Here is a 19,107-nt window from a genome sequence, read left to right on the forward strand (position 1 = left end):
CGTGCCTGACACCATCGACGCCAGCGACCACCTCGTCACCGGGCTCTCCCCCGGCGAGGACGGTGTCGCGACGGCGGAGGCACCGGCGACCGTGCCGCTGACCGAGCCTGCCGAGGGCGTGCCCCCGGTGACCGCCACGCCGGAGGCGCTGGCCGAGACGACGGCGCGGCTGGCGGCGGTGAACGGCCCCCTCGCCGTCGACGCCGAGCGTGCCTCCGGCTTCCGGTACGGGCAGAGCGCCTACCTCGTCCAGCTGCGCCGCCCGGGCGCCGGAACCGTCCTGCTGGATCCCACCGTGCTGCCCGACCTCGGCGAGCTCGCCGCCGTCGTCAACCCGGCCGAGTGGGTGCTGCACGCGGCGGACCAGGACCTGCCGTGCCTGCGCGAGCTCGGGCTGAGCCCGGCGGCGCTCTTCGACACCGAGCTCGCCTCGCGCCTGCTCGGCCGGGCCCACGTGGGGCTCGCCGCCGTCGTCGCGGAGAACCTCGGCTACGCGCTGGCCAAGGAGCACTCCGCCGCCGACTGGTCCACGCGGCCGCTGCCGGAGTCCTGGCTGCGCTACGCGGCCCTCGACGTCGAGCTCCTCGTCGAGCTGCGCGCGGTCCTGTCGACGCAGCTCGACGAGGCGGGCAAGCTCGGCTGGGCGCTGGAGGAGTTCGAGCACGTGCGCACCGCGGCCCCGGCCGCCCCCCGGGTCGACCCGTGGCGCCGGACCTCCGGCCTGCAGGCCGTGCGGGACCTGCGCGGCCTGGCGGTCGCGCGCGAGCTGTGGGAGGCGCGGGAGGAGCTCGCCCGCCGGCGGGACCGCGCGCCCGGCCGCGTGCTGCCCGCGGCGGCCATCGTCGCGGCGGCCGTGGCGAAGCCGCGGTCCCTGGACGAGCTGACCCGCCTGAAGGAGTTCTCCGGCAAGGGGACCCGCCGGCACGCGCCGTACTGGTTCGCGGCGGTCGCGCGCGCGCTCGCGCTCCCCGAGTCCGAGCTGCCCGCCCGGCGGGCCGAGTCTGTGCCGGGACAGCTGCCCGCCCCGCGATCGTGGCCGGACAAGAACCCCGACGCCGCGGTCCGGCTCGACGCCGTGCGCACCAGCGTGCGCGCGCTCGCGGAGCAGCTGCACCTCCCTCAGGAGAACCTCCTCTCCCCCGCCGTCCAGCGCCAACTCGCGTGGGAGGTCAAGCCCCGGCCCAGCATCGGGCAGGTCACCGACCGGCTGAGCGCCCTCGGCGCCCGCCCGTGGCAGGTGGCGCAGGTCGCCGAGCCGCTCACCAAGGCCCTGCGCACCGCCTGACGGCGCGGGTGCGGTCCCCGCCCGGACAGCTCGGACGGCGCGGGTCCGGAGCACCGGACCGGTTCTCTCGGATAGGGTCTGCGGAAGTACCCGATACCGACAGTGCCGTCTATCTGGAGAGCGCCGTGACCACCACCTCCCCGTCGTACACCGAGCGCGTCACCGTCGTGCGAGCCGCGGACGTCGCGGTCCCCGACCTCGGGGTCGTCCTCGTGCTCACCCTCGCACCGGAGGACGGCGGCGAACGCCCCTGCACGCTCGGTCCGGCGGGCCTGGCGCACCTCCAGCGCGCCGTCGACGACGCCGGGCGGCGGGCCGCTGCGGGCGAGATCGGCGCCGTCGTCCTCACCGGGACCGGTCGCACGTTCCTCGCCGGTGCCGACCTCCACCTCATCCGCGCGGCCACCGGGTCCGCCGAGGTCCGCGAGCTCGCCGAGGCGGGCCACCGCGTGGTCGGTGCGCTGGCCGACCTGCCGGTGCCCACGCTCGCGTACCTCAACGGCGCGGCCCTCGGGGGCGGTCTGGAGCTGGCGCTGGCCTGCGACTACCGGGCCTCCGACCCCGCGGTGCGCGCGATCGGCCTGCCGGAGACCCACCTCGGGCTCCTGCCTGGCTGGGGCGGCTGCACCACGCTGCCGCGGCTCATCGGCCCCGACGCGGCGCTGACCGTCATCGTCGACAACCCCGCCCGCGGCAACCGCACGCTCCGCCCGGCCGACGCCCTGCGCGCCGGCATCCTCGACGTCGTGCTGCCCGCGGCGGACGGTCCCGCCGACGCGCTGGCGCCGGCGCTGGCCTGGCTGCGTTCCGTGGTCGCCGGCGAGGTGGCCCCGACCCGGCGGGGGCAGCTGTCCGAGGAGGGGTGGGCGACGGCGGTCCAGGCACGCCGCCCGCTCGCCGAGGCCCGCGCCGCCGGCGGGGCGCCCGCGGCGCTGCGCGCGCTCGAGACCGTCGCGGCGGCCCGCACGCTGCCGCGCGCCGAGGCCTTCGCGCTCGAGGACGACGCGCTCGTCGACCTGGTGATGAGCGACCAGCTGCGCGCCGGGCTCTACGCGTTCGACCTGCTGACGCGGCGCGCGAAGAACCCGGCCGGGCGTCCCGTGGACGTGGAGCCCCGGACGATCCGCTCGGTCGGCGTCGCCGGCGCCGGGCTCATGGCCGGCCAGCTGGCCCTGCTGCTCGCCCGGTCCCTGCGGGTGCCGGTGACCATGCGCGACCTCGACGACGCGCGGGCCCAGAAGGGCCTGGCGGCCGTGCACGCCCAGATCGACCGTGAGGTCGCCCGGGGCAGCCTCGCGGGCGACGACGCCGAGCGGCTGCGCCCGCTGCTGCGCGCCACCGCCGACCTGGCCGACCTCGCCGACGCCGACCTCGTGATCGAGGCGGTCTTCGAGGAGATGGAGGTCAAGCAGCGCGTCCTCGCCGAGCTCGAGGACGTCGTCGCGCCGACCACCGTGCTGGCGACGAACACCTCGGCGTTGTCGGTCTCGACCATGGCAGAGCACCTGCGCCACCCCGAGCGGGTGGTCGGCCTGCACTTCTTCAACCCCGTCGCGGTGATGCCCCTGGTCGAGGTGGTGCGGGCCGGGCGCACGGACGAGACCACGTACGCCACCGCGTTCGCCGTCGCGCAGGCCTGCCGCAAGACCGCGGTCGCCGTCGCCGACGCACCCGGCTTCGTGGTCAACCGCCTGCTGATCCGCCTCCTGGGCGAGGTGCTCGGGGCGCTGGAGGAGGGCACCTCGGTCCGCGACGCCGACGCGGCCCTGCGGCCCATGGGCCTGCCGATGGGGCCGTTCCAGCTCCTGCAGCTCGTGGGACCGGCGGTCGCCCTGCACGTGCTGAAGTCGCTGCGCCACGACCTCGGGGAGCGCTACCCGGAGTCGCCCGGCCTGGCCGCCGTCGTCGAGTCCGGCCGCAGCCTCGTCCTCGGCGAGGGCCGGCCGAGCGCCACGTCGCCGGTGGACGTCACGGTGGGTGAGCTGTTCGGGTCCCGCCGGACGGCGCAACCCCTGGAGGCGGACGGACTGCTCGACCGGGTCCGCCGCGCCCTGGCGGAGGAGACCGCGCTCCTCCTCGCCGAGGGCGTCGCCCGGGACGCGCAGGACGTCGACCTGGCGATGATCCTGGGCGCCGGCTGGCCGCTGCACCTCGGCGGCATCACCCCGTACCTGGACCGGACCGGCGCGGCCGAGGCCGTGACCGGCTCACGGTTCCACGAGCCGGGCGTGGCGAGCCTGCCGCGGGACGCTCAGTAGACCGTGAGCCCGCGGTCCCGGAACTGGTCCCGCACCCGCTCGACCAGCGCCGCGTCGGGCGCGGGGGTGTCCCCGAGCTCGTAGGTCATGCCGAGCCGGTCCCACTTGTCCCGCCCCATCTGGTGGAACGGCAGGACCTCGACCCGCTGCACGGTGGGAAGGGTGGCCACGTGGTCGGCCACCGCCGCGACGTTCTCGGGCGCGTCGGTCAGCCCGGGCACGAGCACGAAGCGGATCCACATCGCGTTCCCCCGGTCCGCGAGGCGCCGGGAGAACTCGAGGGTCGGCCCGAGCTCGCGGCCCGTGGTGCGGCGGTACGTCCCGGGCAGCCCGGACTTGATGTCGAGGAGGACGAGGTCGACGTCGTCCAGGAGGGCGTCCGACGCGTGGGTGCCGAGGAAGCCGGAGGTGTCGATGGTGGTGTGCACCCCCAGCTCCCGGGCGCCGCGGAGGAGGCGGCCCAGGAACGCGGGCTGCATGAGCGGCTCCCCGCCGGAGACGGTCAGCCCGCCGCCGGTGGCCCGGAAGACGGGCAGGTATCGCCGCACCCGCGCCAGGAGCGTGTCGACGGCGACCGGCTCGCCGTCCTTCATCTTCAGCGTGTCGGGGTTGTGGCAGTACAGGCAGCGCAGCGGGCAGCCGGCGAGGAAGACGGTGAGCCGGGTGCCCGGGCCGTCCACCGCGGTGACGAGCTCCCAGGAGTGCATGGAGCCGATCTCCCCGGCCCGCACCGCGGCGACGTGCTCGGCGTGGGTCATCTCCGGGGCGACGTCGATCCCGGCCGTGCCCGCGGCCCGGCGCAGACGGGGGACGTTGTCCTCCGGAACCGGCTCGTAGAAGCCGTTGATGCCGTCGGGGGCGACGACGCCGGTGGCGGGTGCGCCCGGGGTGGCGGTCATCGTTCCTCCTGGTGGCTGGCGGGCCGGCGGTGCGTCGGGACGGGGTGGTCGGGCGGGCGGGGTGGTCGGCGGGTGGCTCCCCGCCCGACGGTCAGGCCCGGGCGGGGAGCCGACGGATCACAGCGTGCCGTGGAAGGTGCGGGAGATGACGTCGAGCTGCTGCTCGCGTGTCAGCCGCACGAAGTTCACGGCGTAGCCGGAGACCCGGATGGTCAGCTGCGGGTACTTCTCGGGGTTCTCCATGGCGTCGTAGAGGGTGTCCCGGTTCAGGACGTTGACGTTCATGTGGTAGCCCGCGGAGCCCGTGTACGCGTCGAGGAGACCGACGAGGTTGGTGGCCTGCTCGTCGGCGGTCCGGCCCAGGCCCGACGGGACGACGGTGTTGGTCAGGGAGATCCCGTCCTGCGCCTCGTCGTAGGGCAGCTTCGCCACCGAGAGGGCGGAGGCGAGCATCCCGTGGGTGTCGCGGCCGTTCATCGGGTTGGCGCCGGGGGCGAACGGCTCGCCGGAGCGGCGCCCGTCCGGGGTGTTGCCGGTGTGCTTGCCGTAGACGACGTTGGAGGTGATCGTCAGGACGGACTGGGTGTGGACGGCGTCGCGGTAGGTGGGCAGGGCCCGGATCTTGGCCATGAACCGCTCGACGAGGGTCACCGCGATGGAGTCCACGCGGTCGTCGTCGTTGCCGAACATCGGGAAGTCGCCCTCGATGAGGTAGTCGACGACGAGGCCGTCCTCGTTGCGCACGGGGCGCACCGTGGCGTACCGGATGGCGGACAGGGAGTCCGCCGCCACGGAGAGCCCGGCGATGCCGCAGGCCATGGTGCGCAGCACGTCCTTGTCGTGCAGCGCCATCTCCAGGCGCTCGTAGGCGTACTTGTCGTGCATGTAGTGGATGCAGTTCAGGGCGTCGACGTAGGTCGCGGCCAGCCAGTCCAGGAGCACGTCGTAGCGGCCCAGGACGTCGTCGTAGTCGAGGACGTCGCCGCTGACCGGCTCGGTCACGGGGCCGACCTGCGCGCCGCTGTTCTCGTCCCGCCCGCCGTTGACGGCGTACAGCAGGGCCTTGGCGAGGTTGACCCGAGCGCCGAAGAACTGCATCTGCTTGCCCACGGCCATCGGCGAGACGCAGCAGGCGATCGCCGAGTCGTCGCCCCACGCGGCGCTGATCTGGGCGTCGGACTCGTACTGGATGGCGGAGGTGTCGATGGAGACCTGCGCGCAGAACTTCTTGAAGCCCTCCGGCAGGTGCTCGCTCCACAGCACCGTAAGGTTCGGCTCGGGGGCCGGGCCCAGGTTGTACAGGGTCTGGAGCATGCGGAAGGAGTTCTTCGTCACGAGCGTGCGACCGTCCTGGCCCATGCCGCCGATGGACTCGGTGACCCACGTGGGGTCCCCGGAGAACAGCTCGTCGTACTCGGGGGTGCGCAGGAAGCGCACGATGCGCAGCTTGATGACGAAGTCGTCGATCAGCTCCTGCGCCTCGGACTCCGTGAGCACGCCGTCGGCGAGGTCCCGCTGCACGTAGACGTCGAGGAAGGTCGAGGTGCGGCCGAGGGACATGGCCGCGCCGTTCTGCTCCTTCACGGCGCCGAGGTAGGCGAAGTAGAGCCACTGGATCGCCTCGCGGGCCGTGGCGGCGGGGCGGGAGATGTCGTAGCCGTACGAGGCGGCCATCTCCTTGAGCTCGCCGAGCGCGCGGATCTGCTCGGAGTTCTCCTCGCGGTCGCGGATGACGTCCTCGACGGAGCGTTGGGTGTCGAGCTCGGCCCGCTCGGCCTTCTTGCCGGCGATGAGCGCGTCGACGCCGTAGAGCGCGACCCGGCGGTAGTCGCCGATGATGCGGCCGCGGCCGTAGGCGTCGGGCAGGCCGGTGATGATGTGGGCGCTGCGGGCCTTGCGCACGTCGGGCGGGTAGACGTCGAAGACGCCGGCGTTGTGGGTCTTGCGGTACTTGGTGAAGATCTCCTTCACCACCGGGTCGACCTCGTAGCCGTAGGTCTTCAGCGAGGTCTCCACCATGCGCCAGCCGCCGTAGGGCATGATCGCGCGCTTGAGGGGGGCGTCGGTCTGCAGGCCGACGATCAGCTCGTCCTTGCGGTCGATGTAGCCCGGGGCGTGGGCGGTGATGCCCGCGGGGGTCGAGGGGTCGACGTCGTGGACGCCCTTGGCGCGCTCCTCGGGGAACATCGCGGACAGGACGTCCCAGATGTGCGTGGTGCGCGCGGTGGGCCCGGCGAGGAAGCCGGCGTCACCGGTGTACGGGGTGTAGTTGCGCTGGATGAAGTCCCGGACGTCGATCGCGCTGCGCCAGGGCCCGTCGGCGAAGCCCCGCCACGGCTCTGCCGGTACCTCGGACATCCCGGCCTGGTGGACGGTCGTGGTGGCCATGTTCCTGCCTCCTCGTGCGGGCCGACAACCCTTGCGGCCCCTCGGGAACCACGCTATGAACCGGGCGGATCGGACAGGTGGGACCTACGACCGGACCGGTGTATGGGCCTGCTCACAGGCGCTTCCCCGGGGGTGAGGCGCCCCACGTCCGCCGCCGCCGTCCTCACGGCCGGGCGCGCGGCAGAAGCGCTCAGCCGGCCGGGCGCTCCACGGACCGGTTCTCCGCCGCACCGGCCGCGCCGGTCAGGGCGGCGACGGCGGAGGCGGTCTCCCGGGCGATGTCCTGGCCCCGCAGGTGGAACTGCTCGACGAGCTGCGCCCGGGACGCGTGGTCGAGGAAGGCGTGCGGGACGCCGTGGCTGCGGACCGGGACGTCGGTTCCCGCCGCGGCCAGCGCGTCGCGCAGGGCCGAGCCGACGCCGTTGGTGGCGAGGCCGTCCTCGATCGTGACCACCAGGTCGTGCTGGCGGGACAGGCCGAGCAGGTCGTCGCTGACGGGCAGTACCCAGCGCGGGTCGACGACGGTCGAGCCGATCCCCTGCGCGTCCAGGGCGGCGCCGACCTCGACCGCGGTGTGGGCCATGACGCCGACCCCGACGACGAGCACCCGGGGGACGCCGCCGTGACGGGCGAGGACGTCCACGCTCCCCTGGCGGCCCACGGCCGGCAGCGCCTGCGGCAGCGCGCCCTTGGGGTAGCGCAGCACGGTCGGCGCGTTCTCCACGGCGACGGCCTCGCGCAGCTCGGCGCGCAGGGTGTCCTCGTCGCGCGGGGCGGCGAGGCGCAGCCCGGGGACGGTGCGCAGCATGGCGATGTCCCACATGCCGTTGTGGGAGGCGCCGTCGTCCCCGGTCAGGCCGGCCCGGTCCAGCACGAACGTCACGCCCGCGCGGTGCAGGGCGACGTCCATGAGCACCTGGTCGAAGCCGCGGTTGAGGAACGTGGCGTACAGCGCGACGACGGGGTGCAGCCCGGCGAAGGCCATCCCGGCCGCGGAGGTCACGGCGTGCTGCTCGGCGATGCCGACGTCGAAGACGCGGTCGGGGAACTCCTCCGCGAAGGGCGCGAGCCCGACCGGGGCCAGCATGGCCGCGGTGAGCGCGACGACGTCGCTGCGCCGTCGTCCGATCTCCACGATCTCCCCGGCGAAGACCGAGGTCCAGCCGAACCGGGACGGGGCCACGGGCAGGCCGGTCTCGGGGTGGATGACCCCCACCGCGTGGAAGCGGTCCGCGACGTCGGTCTCGGCCGGCGTGTAGCCGCGGCCCTTCTCGGTGATGGCATGGACGATCACCGGGCCGCCGAAGGACTTGGCGCGCCTCAGCGCCGTCTCCATGGCGTCGATGTCGTGCCCGTCGACGGGGCCGACGTACTTGATCCCCAGCCCCTCGAACAGGCCCTGGGGGGCGATGACGTCCTTCAGGCCCTTCTTCATGCCGTGCAGAGCGTCGTAGGCCACGCGGCCGGGCACGCCGGTGCGGTGCAGGGTGCGCTTGCCCCAGCCGAGCACCCGCTCGTAGCTCGGCGTGGTGCGCAGGGCGTCGAGGTGGTGCGCGAGGCCGCCGATCGTCGGCGCGTAGGAGCGGCCGTTGTCGTTGACCACGACGACCAGCGAGCGGTCCTGCCCGTCCGCGATGTTGTTCAGGGCCTCCCAGGCCATGCCGCCGGTCAGGGCGCCGTCGCCGATCACCGCGACGACGGAGCGGTCGTTCAGGCCGCGCAGCTGGTTGGCCTTGGCGATGCCGTCGGCCCAGCTCAGCGCGGTGGAGGCGTGGGAGTTCTCCACGACGTCGTGGTCGGACTCAGCCCGGGACGGGTAGCCGGAGACGCCGCCGCGCTGGCGCAGCTCGGAGAAGTCCTGCCGGCCCGTGAGGAGCTTGTGCACGTAGGCCTGGTGACCGGTGTCGAACACGACGTGCTCGGCCGGGGAGTCGAACACCCGGTGGATGGCGATCGTCAGCTCGACGACGCCGAGATTGGGGCCCAGGTGCCCGCCCGTACGCGAGACGGAGGCCACGAGGAAGTCACGGATCTCCTTGGCGAGCACCTCGAGCTCGGCCGCGCTCAGCCGGCGTAGGTCGGCGGGGCGCCGGATGCGCTCCAGGTGGCTCATGGTGCTCCTTCCTCGGGCGCGCCCGCGCGCGCCGACCCACCACTGTAGAACCGTAGGGCCGAAGGAGCGAGGTCGCGCGCCCGGGCACGGCCGAGCCTGCGGTGTCCGCAACCCGTAGGGTGACGCCCATGATCGACGACGACGCCGGGCGCACCGTGGCCCCGTACGGGACCTGGGAGTCACCGCTGAGCCCCCGCACGCTGACCGAGCGCACGGTGGGCCTGAGCCTGCCGGCCGTCGACGGCGCCGACGTGTACTGGCTCGAGGACCGCCCCGAGGACGCGGGCCGCACCGCCCTCGTGCGCCGCCGGGCCGACGGCAGGGTCGAGGACGTGGTCGGCGCCGTGCCCGGCGGCGAGCCCGCCGACGTGCGCTCCCGGGTGCACGAGTACGGGGGCGGCGCCTACACCGTGCGCAGCGGCGTGATCGTCCTGTCGCACGCGGGCGACGGCCGCCTGTACCGCGTGGGCGTGGGCGGTGGCCGCGGCCGTCACGTCTCCGGCGCCGACTCCCCCGAGGCGGTGCCCCTCACCCCGCCGGGGCCCTGGCGCTTCGCGGACCCGGTCGTCGACCTCGAGCGCGAGACCGTCTACGTCGTGCGCGAGGACCACGGGCCCACCGGTCAGGCCGCGGAGCCGGTCAACGAGCTGGTCCGGGTCCCGCTCGACGGCTCGGCCGCGGAGGACCCGGCCGCGGTCACCGTCGTCGCCACCGGCACCGACTTCGTCGCCTCCCCCGCGCTCAGCCCCGACGGCGGCCACCTCGCCTGGATCTCGTGGGACCACCCGCACATGCCGTGGACCAGCTCCGTGCTCCACGTGGCCGAGCTCACGGCCGACGGCGTGCCCGCCTCCGAGGAGGTGGTGGCCGGAGGGGACGGCGTGAGCGTCGCGCAGCCGGTGTGGACGCCCGCCGGCGACCTCGTCCACGTCGACGACCGGTCGGGCTGGTGGAACCTCTACCGCACCGAGGGGCTCGGCCGCGGGCGGGAGCGCCGGACGCGCGCCCTGCACCCCGCCGAGATGGAGTTCACCGGGCCGCAGTGGCGGTTCGGGCCGCGCACGGTCGCGGTGCTCGACGACGAGCACCTGCTCTGCGCCTGGACGCGTGACGCCCGCTGGCACCTCGGCTCGGTGCGCCTGGCCAACGGCGAGCTCGAGGAGTGGTCCGCCGGCTGGGAGCCGCAGGAGGTCGCGGCCGCCGAGGGGCGCGCCGTCGTCGTCGCGGCCTCCGCGTCGCACCCGCCGGCCGTCCTGGAGGTCGGCCGGCGCGCCGAGGCACCCGCGACCGTCCTGCGCCGCAGCAGCGAGCTCACCCTGGACGACGGCGACATCTCGGTCGCCCGCGCACTGTCCTGGACGGCCCCCGACGGGGCCGAGGCCCACGGGTTCTTCTACCCGCCGACCTCCTCGCGCTTCCGCGGTCCCGAGGGCGAGCTGCCTCCCCTGCTGGTGATGACGCACGGCGGTCCCACCTCTGCCGCCCGGGCGACGTTCTCGCTCGCCGTGCAGTTCTGGACCACCCGCGGGCTCGCCGTGCTCGACGTCAACTACGGCGGTTCGACCGGGTACGGGCGGGCCTACCGGGAGCGGCTGGACGGCAGGTGGGGCATCGTCGACGTCGCGGACTGCGAGAGCGGGGCGCGCCACCTCGCGGACGCGGGCCTGGTGGACCGCGCGCGCCTGGGCATCCGCGGCGGCAGCGCCGGCGGGTTTACGACCCTGGCCGCCCTGACCTTCACCGACACCTTCACCGCCGGCGCCAGCCGCTACGGCGTCGGTGACCTGGAGGCGCTGGCCCGCGACACGCACAAGTTCGAGTCGCGGTACCCGTTCGGGCTCGTCGGTCCCCACCCGGAGGCGGCGCAGACCTACCGGGACCGCTCCCCCGCGCACCACACCGACAGCCTGTCCGTGCCGATGGTGCTGCTCCAGGGCACCGAGGACAAGGTGGTGCCGCCCAACCAGGCGCTGCAGATGGCCGAGGCCGTGCGGGCCAAGGGCCTCCCGGTCGCCGTGGTGATGTTCGAGGGGGAGGGCCACGGCTTCCGGCGCGCGGAGAACATCGAGGCGGCCGCCCTGGCCGAGCTCAGCTTCTTCGGGCAGGTGTGGGGCTTCGAGCCCGCGGGCGACGTGCCGCGGCTGAACCTGGAGAACGCCGCCAGCTAGCCCGCTCAGCCGCGCGGGTCGGCGATCGCGCCCATGAACAGGGGCCAGCCGGTCTCGAGGTGCACGATCCGCACGGCGAACGGCCGGTCCACGGTCATCACCACCGGCTCGGCCGGGTCGGGTGCGGACCCGGCCGTCACGCCCACCTCGGTCGTGGCCGCGGCCACCGTGCCCTCCTCGTCCACGGTGAGCGTGGCCTGGTGCGCCACGGCGCCGACGAAGAGGTCCGGCGCGATGCCGGTCAGGTCCGCGTCCGGGTAGCTGAACAGGACGCCGAGGCCCAGGTCCGTCAGCGGCGGCACGAGGTCGGCCGACGTCCTGACGTCGACCGTCGGCAGGTGCAGCAGGACGTCGGTCGCGACCGGGCCGGAGAGCGCCTGGCCGAGCCGGTACCAGTCCTCCGCGGGCACGCTGGGCGGCGCGCCCTCCGGCGGCAGGACCACGTCCATGGCGAAGCCCTCGCTGTAGGGCAGCCGCACCGCCTGGGCGCCCCGGACCTCCGTGTAGGCTGCCAGCACCCGCTGCGACATCGTCAGGACCGGGACCTCCTGCCCGCTGACGAGGGTGAACGGCCGGTCCTCGGTCAGCTCCGGCACGAAGGGGTCCTGCCACCGTGCCGCGAGGAGCACCGCGTTCTGCAGGACGAGCACGAGGTCCGGGTCCGGCCGGATCGCCGACCGGTCGATGCGCCCGCCGGTGTGCTCGCGGACCCAGGCGTCCAGCAACCGTTTGCCCGAGTCGTCCGAGAGGTCGGCGACGCGCAGCCCGGCGCCGTACCCGCGGGCGAGCCGGTCGAGGAACTCCCCCTCGACGTCGCGGCCCTCGTCGACGACGACGGCGTTGGCGAGGTGGAGCAGCGGGCGCTCCGGCAGGTCGTCCTCGTCCACGCTCCCCGGATCGCCGTCGTACTCGAGGACGGCGGTCTGCAGGGCGTTGTACGCGTCCGTGCGCTCCTCCCCCGCCGCCCCGAGCACGCCGTCGAGCACGGTGGCGCTCTGCCCCCGGGCCCCCTCGGCCAGCATCGCCAGCGCCACGGCCACGGAGGCGGGCGAGATCACGCGGTTCTCCGTCGGGTCGCCGGCGGCCACGAGAGTCGCCCCGAGTGCGGTGGTGGCGTCGACCGCGTCCGGCACGGCCGCGGTGGCCTCGACCGCCACGACCTCGTGGTCGACGTCGGAGCGGACCTCGAGCCCGGCGTCGGCACCCCCGCAGGCGGCCAGAGCGGCCGTCGTGCCGACCGCCGCGACGAGCGAGACGGGAGCGGGGCGGGCGCCGTTGCGGGCGGCCCAGGGGCCGACCGTGGCCTCCCGACGGCGGCGTCGTGCCATGTGGTCGAGCGTACGGCGGGCCCCGGCGCCGGGGTGTCGTCTACGGGGTCACGATCGGGTATCGGCGCCGGAGCAGGGCGCCAGGACCGGCCGGCTCGAGGTGGACGGGCGGGGAACGGGACGGTGGACGGACGCGCGAAGGCCCCGTCCCGGTGCGGGACGGGGCCTTCCTCCGCCGTCGTGCCGGACGGTCAGGCGGCCTTGACGAGGTGACGGAGGACGTACTGCAGGATGCCCCCGTTGCGGAAGTAGTCCGCCTCGCCGGGGGTGTCGATGCGCACGACCGCGTCGAACTCGACTGTCTCCCCGCCGTCCTTGGTCGCCGTGACCCGGACCGTCCTCGGCGTGGTGCCCTCGTTCAGCGCCGTCACGCCCGAGATGTCGAAGGTCTCGGTGCCGTCCAGGCCGAGGGACTCGGCGTTCTGGCCGGCGGGGAACTGCAGCGGGAGGACGCCCATGCCGATGAGGTTGGAGCGGTGGATCCGCTCGAAGCTCTCGGTGATGACCGCCTTGACGCCCAGCAGGGCGGTGCCCTTGGCGGCCCAGTCGCGGGACGAGCCGGAGCCGTACTCCTTGCCGCCGAGGATCACCAGCGGGACGCCGGCCTCCTGGTACGCCGTGGACGCGTCGAAGATCGTCTCCTGCTCGCCCGTCAGGAAGTTCTTCGTGAACCCGCCCTCGACGCCGTCAAGGAGCTGGTTCCGCAGGCGGATGTTGGCGAAGGTGCCGCGGATCATGACCTCGTGGTTCCCGCGGCGCGAGCCGTAGGAGTTGAAGTCCCTGCGGGCCACGCCGTGCTCGGCCAGGTACTTGCCGGCCGGGCTGTCCGGCTTGATGGAGCCGGCCGGGGAGATGTGGTCCGTGGTGACCGAGTCGCCCAGCTTGGCCAGCACGCGGGCGCCCGAGATGTCCTGGACGGGCTGCGGCTCGGCGGTCATGCCCTCGAAGTACGGGGGCTTGCGCACGTAGGTGGAGTCCTCCTGCCAGTCGAAGGTGTCGCCCTCGGGCGTCTCCAGCGCGCGCCACCGCTCGTCGCCGGCGAAGACGTCGGCGTAGTCCTTGGTGAACATCTCCCGGTCGATCGAGGTCGCGATCGTCGAGTCCACGTCCGCCGCGGAGGGCCAGATGTCCCTGAGGTAGACGTCCTGGCCGTCCTTGCTCTGGCCCAGGGGCTCGTTCTCGAAGTCGAAGTCCATGGTGCCGGCGAGGCCGTACGCGATGACCAGCGGCGGGGACGCCAGGTAGTTCATCTTCACGTCCGGGTTGATCCGGCCCTCGAAGTTGCGGTTGCCGGAGAGCACCGACGCGACCGCGAGGTCGTTCTCGTTGACGACGGCCGAGACCTCCTCGGGCAGCGGGCCCGAGTTGCCGATGCAGGTGGTGCAGCCGTAGCCCACCAGGTGGTAGCCGAGCTCCTCCAGGTAGGGCCAGAGGCCCGCCTTGTCGTAGTAGTCGGAGACCACCTTCGAGCCCGGTGCCATGGAGGTCTTGACCCACGGCTTGACCTGCAGGCCACGCTCCACGGCGTTCTTCGCGAGCAGCCCGGCCGCGAGCATCACCGACGGGTTGGAGGTGTTGGTGCAGGAGGTGATCGAGGAGATGACGACGGCGCCGTGGTCGAGCTCGGTCTCCCGGCCGTCCTCCATGGTCAGCGGCACCCGCTTGTGGGTGCGTCGCGTGGCGTGCTCGTGGGGGGCCGGCTCCGTACCGTCGTGGTCGCCGTTGGTGCCGGACGCGATCGGGTCGGACGCGGGGAACGTCTCCTCGATGGACTCGTCGAGGCTCGACTCGACGATCGGGTCGTGCTCACCCACGTAGTTGGGCAGCACGTCCGCGAACGCCGTCTTGGCGTCCGTGAGCGCGATGCGGTCCTGCGGGCGCTTCGGGCCGGCGATGGAGGGCACCACGGTGGAGAGGTCGAGCTCGAGGTACTCGGAGAAGACCGGCTCCTTGCTGGCGTCGTGCCACAGGCCCTGCTCCTTTGCGTAGGCCTCGACCAGCGCGACCTGCGCGTCGGAGCGGCCGGTGAGCCGCAGGTAGTCGATGGTGACCTGGTCGATCGGGAAGATCGCGGCGGTCGAGCCGAACTCGGGGCTCATGTTGCCGATGGTCGCGCGGTTGGCGAGGGGGACCTCGGCAACGCCCTGGCCGTAGAACTCGACGAACTTGCCGACCACGCCGTGCTTGCGCAGCATCTCGGTGATCGTCAGCACGACGTCGGTGGCGGTGGCGCCGGGCGGGATGGAGCCGGAGAGCTTGAATCCCACGACCCGGGGGATGAGCATCGACACGGGCTGGCCGAGCATGGCGGCCTCGGCCTCGATGCCGCCGACGCCCCAGCCGAGGACGCCGAGGCCGTTGACCATCGTGGTGTGCGAGTCGGTGCCGACGCAGGTGTCGGGGTAGGCCTGGAGCACGCCGTCGACCTCCCGCGTCATGGTGACGCGGGCGAGGTACTCGATGTTGACCTGGTGGACGATGCCGGTGCCCGGCGGGACGACCTTGAAGTCGTCGAAGGCCGTCTGACCCCAGCGCAGGAACTGGTAGCGCTCCTTGTTGCGGCCGTACTCGAACTCGACGTTGCGCTCGAAGGCGTCCTCGCGGCCGAAGACGTCGATCACGACGGAGTGGTCGATGACGAGCTCGGCCGGGGCGAGCGGGTTGATCTGCTCGGGGTTGCCGCCGAGGTCGGCGACGGCCTCGCGCATGGTCGCCAGGTCGACGACGCAGGGCACGCCGGTGAAGTCCTGCATGACCACGCGGGCGGGGGTGAACTGGATCTCGGTGCTCGGCTCGGCGCTCGCGTCCCACTCGGCGAGGGCGCGGACGTGGTCGGCGGTGACGTTCTTGCCGTCCTCCGTGCGCAGGAGGTTCTCCGCGAGGATCTTCAGGCTGTACGGGAGGCGCTCCAGCCCCTCGACCGCGGCGAGCCGGAAGATCTCGTAGGTCTCCCCGCCGACGTCGAGCGTTCCCCTGGACTTGAAGCTGTCGGTACTCACATCTGCTCCTCGGCTCGTACTGGCGTTCGCGGCGGGGTGGCGCGAGGCCACCGTGGCCGTCCACAGGACATGGTCCCACGGCGTCCGCACCACGGATATCTCGATATCAAGATAGTTGGTCCGGGCCAGGTGTGTCCACCGACACGCGGGCCGCCCGCACACTCGCACCTGCTCGAGCGGTGCCTCCGGCCACCACCCGCCCGCCCCACGGCGCGAGCAAGAGGTTTCGTGTCGAGAAAGAACATCTGGACGTTCTTTCTCGGCACCGGACCGCTTGCTCGGCACAGGACCGCCCGCCCGCCCGAGCTGCCACCGCCCGACCGGCCCGCCCGACACGCGACCGCCGCGGGGCGCAGCTCAGCGCCGCTCGAGCGTGGCGACGACCTCGAAGTGGTGGGTGTGCGGGAACAGGTCCAGCCCCTCCAGGCCGACGACGACGAAGCCGCCCGCCCGGGCGGCGGCCAGGTCCCGCGCCAGCGCGGCCGGGTCGCAGGCGACGTGCACGATCCGCGACGGCGCCAGCGCCGTGATCGCCTCCATCACCCCGGCGCCGGCCCCGGCGCGCGGCGGGTCGAGCACGACGACGTCGCAGCCCCGCCCGCCCTCGGCCACGGTCGCGGGCTCCACGAGCCCCGTGCCGAGGGCCACGTTGGGGTGGTCGTGCAGGTTGCGCCGGGCGTCCCGGACCGCCGAGGCGGAACCCTCGAGCGTGACGACGCGCCCCTCGTCCCCGACGGCGCGGGCCAGCGGCAGCGAGAGCAGCCCCGCGCCGGAGTAGAGCTCGAGCACCGACTGGCCCGGCTCGGCCGCGGCGGCGGCGAGCACCGCGCGCACCAGCGCCTCGGGCGCCCGCCGGTGCACCTGCCAGAACCCCGAGCCGGAGACACGGTAGTGCAGCTCGCCCACCGGCGAGGGCACCACCTCGCGAACCGAGCGGCGGGCCGGGCCCTTGCCGCGGCGCCGGCCGGGCGTGGCCGGCTCGCCGTCGACGAGCACGAGCGGGTCGCCCTCGCTCGGCGCCACGGCCTCCACGCGGGCTCCCGGGTGCCAGCTTCGCCGCCACGGGGAGTCGGTGCCGAGCAGCCCGAGCTCGACGATCGCCCCGTCGGCGAGCGGAAGCTGCTCGAGCGGCAGGACGTCGTGGCTGCGGAAGCGGTGCATGCCGGCCCGCCCGTCCCGGGTCACCGTGAGCTCGACGCGGGTGCGGGTCCCCAGGCCGCCGCGCTCGTCGTCGCCGGGCAGGCCCTCGACGCGGGGGCCTTCAGCTCCGGTGACGGCGGCCACGTCGTCAGCCACCTGCTGGCCCCCGATCCGGCGGAGCGTCTCGGCGAGCACCTGGCTCTTCCACTCCCGCTGCGCGGGCAGCGCGACGTGGGCGAGCTCGCCCCCGCCGACCCCGCCCGGGCCGGCCTCGGGCCAGACAGACGGCACCCGGTCGGGCGAGGGCTCGAGCACCTCGACGGCGTCGGCGCGCCAGTAGCGCGAGCGCCGGTCGGTCACCGCGATCCTCACCCTCTCCCCCGGCAGCGTGTGACGGACGAAGACGACGCGGCCGTCGAGCCGGGCGACGCAGTGACCGCCGTGGGCCGGGGCACCGACCTCGACGACCGGCCGTTCCTCTGCGGCCGCCGGCGCCTCGTCCGTGCGGTCGGCGGGGTGGTCGGGCTGGGGGGTCATACGGGTTCTCCCGGTCTGCTCTCGAGGTGGTCGACCACGTCGACCTGGAACGGCACCGACGCCATGACGACGCCGGGGGTGAAGAGCAGGCGGCTCTTGAGCCGGAGCGCACTCTGGTTGTGCAGCAGCTGCTCCCACCAGTGGCTCACGACGTACTCCGGCACGAACACGACCACGAGGTCGCGCGGGGAGGCGCGGCGCACGGACCGCACGTGCTCGACCACGGGTCGGGTCACCTCGCGGAACGGGGAGTCCAGCACCGTCAGCGGCACCGGGATCTCGGCCTCCTCCCACGCCCGCCGCAGGGCCTCGGTCTCCTCGGGCGAGACGTTGACCGTCACCGCCTCGAGCGTGGACGGGCGGGTGGCCCGGGCGTAGGCGATCGCGCGCATGGCCGGCTGGTGCAGCTTGGACAGCAGGACGATCCCGTGCACGCGAGCCGGCAGCGCCTTCGCCTCGCGCACGTCCGGGACGGCCAGCTTGGTCGCCACCGAGTCGTAGTGCCGGCGCACCGCGTTCATCGCCGCGTAGAGCACCGCCATGAGGAGCAGCGCGACCCACGCGCCGTGGGTGAACTTGGTGACCAGGACGATGACGAGGACGGCCCCGGTGAGGAGGAGGCCGAAGGCGTTCACCAGGCGCGAGCGGCGCATCGTCCCGCGCGCCCGCGGGTCCGTCTCGACCCGCAGGTGGCGGGTCCAGTGCCGCACCATGCCGGCCTGGCTGACGGTGAAGGAGATGAACACGCCCACGATGTAGAGCTGGATCAGGCGCGTGACCTCGGCGTCGAAGACGAGGATCAGCAACGCCGCCGCGAACGCGAGGGCGAGGATGCCGTTGGAGAAGACGAGCCGGTCCCCGCGGGTGTGGAGCTGGCGCGGGAGGAAGCCGTCGCGGCCGAGGATCGAGCCGAGCACGGGGAAGCCGTTGAACGCGGTGTTCGCCGCGAGGACGAGGACGAAGCCGGTGATCGCGGTGACCAGCACGAAGAGCACCGGGACGTCGTGGAAGACCGTCGCTGCGAGCTGGCCGATGACCGGGTCCTGGACGTAGTCCTCGCCCACCGGCACGCCGTCCCGCAGCAGCTGCGTGGCGGGGTCCTGCGCGAAGCGCACGCCGGAGGCCCGCGCGAGGAGCAGGATCGACATCAGCATGGTCGCGCCGAGGAGCCCGAGGAGCAGCAGGGTGGTGGCGGCGTTCCTGGACCGGGGCTTCTGGAAGGCGGGCACACCGTTGCTGATGGCCTCCACGCCGGTGAGGGCGGCCGCGCCGGAGGAGAACGCGCGCATCACCAGGAAGGCGCCGGCCAGCCCGACCAACCCCTGCTCGTGGGCCGCGTCGGGCACCAGCTCCAGCGACGCCGACGCCGCCGGCTGCAGGATCCCGACGGCGTTCTGGACGAACCCGACGACGGCGAGCAGCCCGATCGAGCCGAGGAACAGGTAGCCCGGGATGGCGACGGCCCGGCCGGACTCGCGCACCCCGCGCAGGTTCAGCATGGCCAGGACGGCGACCAGGGCCACCGCGATGCCCGTGCGGTCGTCGGCCGCGGCGGGGACCGCCGTCGCGAGGTACTGCACCGCCGAGGAGATCGACACGGCGACGGTGAGGACGTAGTCGACGAGGAGGGCGCTCGCCACCGTGAGCCCGGCCCGCGGGCCCAGGTTCGTCGTCGCCACCTCGTAGTCGCCGCCCCCGCTGGGGTAGGCGCGCACCGTCTGGCGGTAGGACGAGACGACCGTGAGCATCACGACGGCGACCGCCAGGCCCACCCACGGGGAGAGGGTGAGGGCGGCAAGGCCGGCGAGGGAGAGGGTCAGGAGGATCTCGTCGGGCGCGTACGCCACGGACGACCAGGCGTCGCTGGCGAAGACGGGCAGGGCGTACCGCTTGGGCAGCTTGGCCACGCTCAACCGGTCGCTGCGCATCGGGCGCCCGACCAGCACCCGCTTGAACGCTCCTCCGACGTCTGGCACGAGAGCCCATGCTAGG

Annotated in this window: 10 protein-coding genes; 3 read left to right on the forward strand and 7 right to left on the reverse strand. The window is 73.9% G+C overall.

The window, feature by feature from the left end:
- Position 1 precedes the first annotated feature (1 nt).
- Both KZX45_RS01855 and KZX45_RS01860 read left to right on the forward strand, forming a co-directional pair.
- The gene (locus tag KZX45_RS01855) at positions 2-1,285 is read left to right on the forward strand and encodes an HRDC domain-containing protein (RefSeq protein WP_248256000.1); all 1,284 of its coding nucleotides are present in this window, start codon (positions 2-4) and stop codon (positions 1,283-1,285) included.
- 125 nt (positions 1,286-1,410) lie between these two features.
- Positions 1,411-3,543: a 3-hydroxyacyl-CoA dehydrogenase NAD-binding domain-containing protein gene (locus tag KZX45_RS01860; RefSeq protein ID WP_248256001.1), complete on the forward strand. Its 2,133-nt coding sequence runs from the start codon at positions 1,411-1,413 to the stop codon at positions 3,541-3,543.
- Here the strand turns inward: KZX45_RS01860 and pflA are convergent.
- The 3 genes from pflA to dxs form a co-directional block, all read right to left on the reverse strand.
- Positions 3,537-4,442 (reverse strand): pyruvate formate-lyase-activating protein, encoded by a 906-nt coding sequence (gene pflA, locus KZX45_RS01865; RefSeq protein WP_374112510.1) that lies wholly within the window; start codon positions 4,440-4,442, stop codon positions 3,537-3,539. The genes KZX45_RS01860 and pflA overlap by 7 nt on opposite strands.
- Positions 4,443-4,559: 117 nt before the next feature.
- Positions 4,560-6,830, reverse strand: a complete 2,271-nt coding sequence (gene pflB, locus KZX45_RS01870; RefSeq protein ID WP_248256002.1) for a formate C-acetyltransferase — start codon at positions 6,828-6,830, stop codon at positions 4,560-4,562.
- Positions 6,831-7,020: 190 nt separating this feature from the next.
- Positions 7,021-8,943 carry a 1-deoxy-D-xylulose-5-phosphate synthase gene (gene dxs, locus KZX45_RS01875; RefSeq protein WP_248256003.1) on the reverse strand — a complete coding sequence of 641 codons (1,923 nt, stop codon included), beginning with the start codon at positions 8,941-8,943 and terminating at the stop codon, positions 7,021-7,023.
- A gap of 128 nt (positions 8,944-9,071) precedes the next feature.
- On the opposite strand from dxs, the gene KZX45_RS01880 reads away from it, so the two are divergent.
- Entirely contained in the window at positions 9,072-11,111 is a 2,040-nt protein-coding gene (locus KZX45_RS01880) for a prolyl oligopeptidase family serine peptidase (protein WP_248256004.1), read from the forward strand.
- A 5-nt stretch (positions 11,112-11,116) separates the two neighbouring features.
- Here KZX45_RS01880 and KZX45_RS01885 read toward each other — a convergent pair whose 3' ends face one another.
- The 4 genes from KZX45_RS01885 to KZX45_RS01900 form a co-directional block, all read right to left on the reverse strand.
- Positions 11,117-12,439, reverse strand: a complete 1,323-nt coding sequence (locus KZX45_RS01885; protein WP_248256005.1) for a serpin family protein — start codon at positions 12,437-12,439, stop codon at positions 11,117-11,119.
- Positions 12,440-12,630: 191 nt separating this feature from the next.
- The gene (locus tag KZX45_RS01890) at positions 12,631-15,438 is read right to left on the reverse strand and encodes an aconitate hydratase (protein ID WP_248256006.1); all 2,808 of its coding nucleotides are present in this window, start codon (positions 15,436-15,438) and stop codon (positions 12,631-12,633) included.
- A gap of 357 nt (positions 15,439-15,795) precedes the next feature.
- Complete coding sequence (locus KZX45_RS01895) at positions 15,796-17,115, reverse strand: class I SAM-dependent RNA methyltransferase (protein WP_248256007.1); 1,320 nt, start codon at positions 17,113-17,115, stop codon at positions 15,796-15,798.
- The gene (locus KZX45_RS01900; protein ID WP_248256008.1) at positions 17,112-19,091 is read right to left on the reverse strand and encodes an APC family permease; all 1,980 of its coding nucleotides are present in this window, start codon (positions 19,089-19,091) and stop codon (positions 17,112-17,114) included. The genes KZX45_RS01895 and KZX45_RS01900 overlap by 4 nt, the downstream gene beginning before the upstream one ends.
- Positions 19,092-19,107: the final 16 nt, after the last annotated feature.

This window comes from Georgenia sp. EYE_87 (genome assembly GCF_023148685.1).
GTDB lineage: Bacteria > Actinomycetota > Actinomycetes > Actinomycetales > Actinomycetaceae > Georgenia.

Excerpts from the sequence above, each read along its gene's own strand:
- dxs (WP_248256003.1), bottom strand. The coding sequence starts at position 8,943 with ATGAGCCACCTGGAGCGCATCCGGCGCCCCGCCGACCTACGCCGGCTG.
- KZX45_RS01895 (WP_248256007.1), bottom strand. The coding sequence starts at position 17,115 with ATGACCCCCCAGCCCGACCACCCCGCCGACCGCACGGACGAGGCGCCG.
- pflB (WP_248256002.1), bottom strand. The coding sequence starts at position 6,830 with ATGGCCACCACGACCGTCCACCAGGCCGGGATGTCCGAGGTACCGGCA.
- KZX45_RS01880 (WP_248256004.1), top strand. The coding sequence starts at position 9,072 with ATGATCGACGACGACGCCGGGCGCACCGTGGCCCCGTACGGGACCTGG.
- KZX45_RS01885 (WP_248256005.1), bottom strand. The coding sequence starts at position 12,439 with ATGGCACGACGCCGCCGTCGGGAGGCCACGGTCGGCCCCTGGGCCGCC.
- pflA (WP_374112510.1), bottom strand. The coding sequence starts at position 4,442 with ATGACCGCCACCCCGGGCGCACCCGCCACCGGCGTCGTCGCCCCCGAC.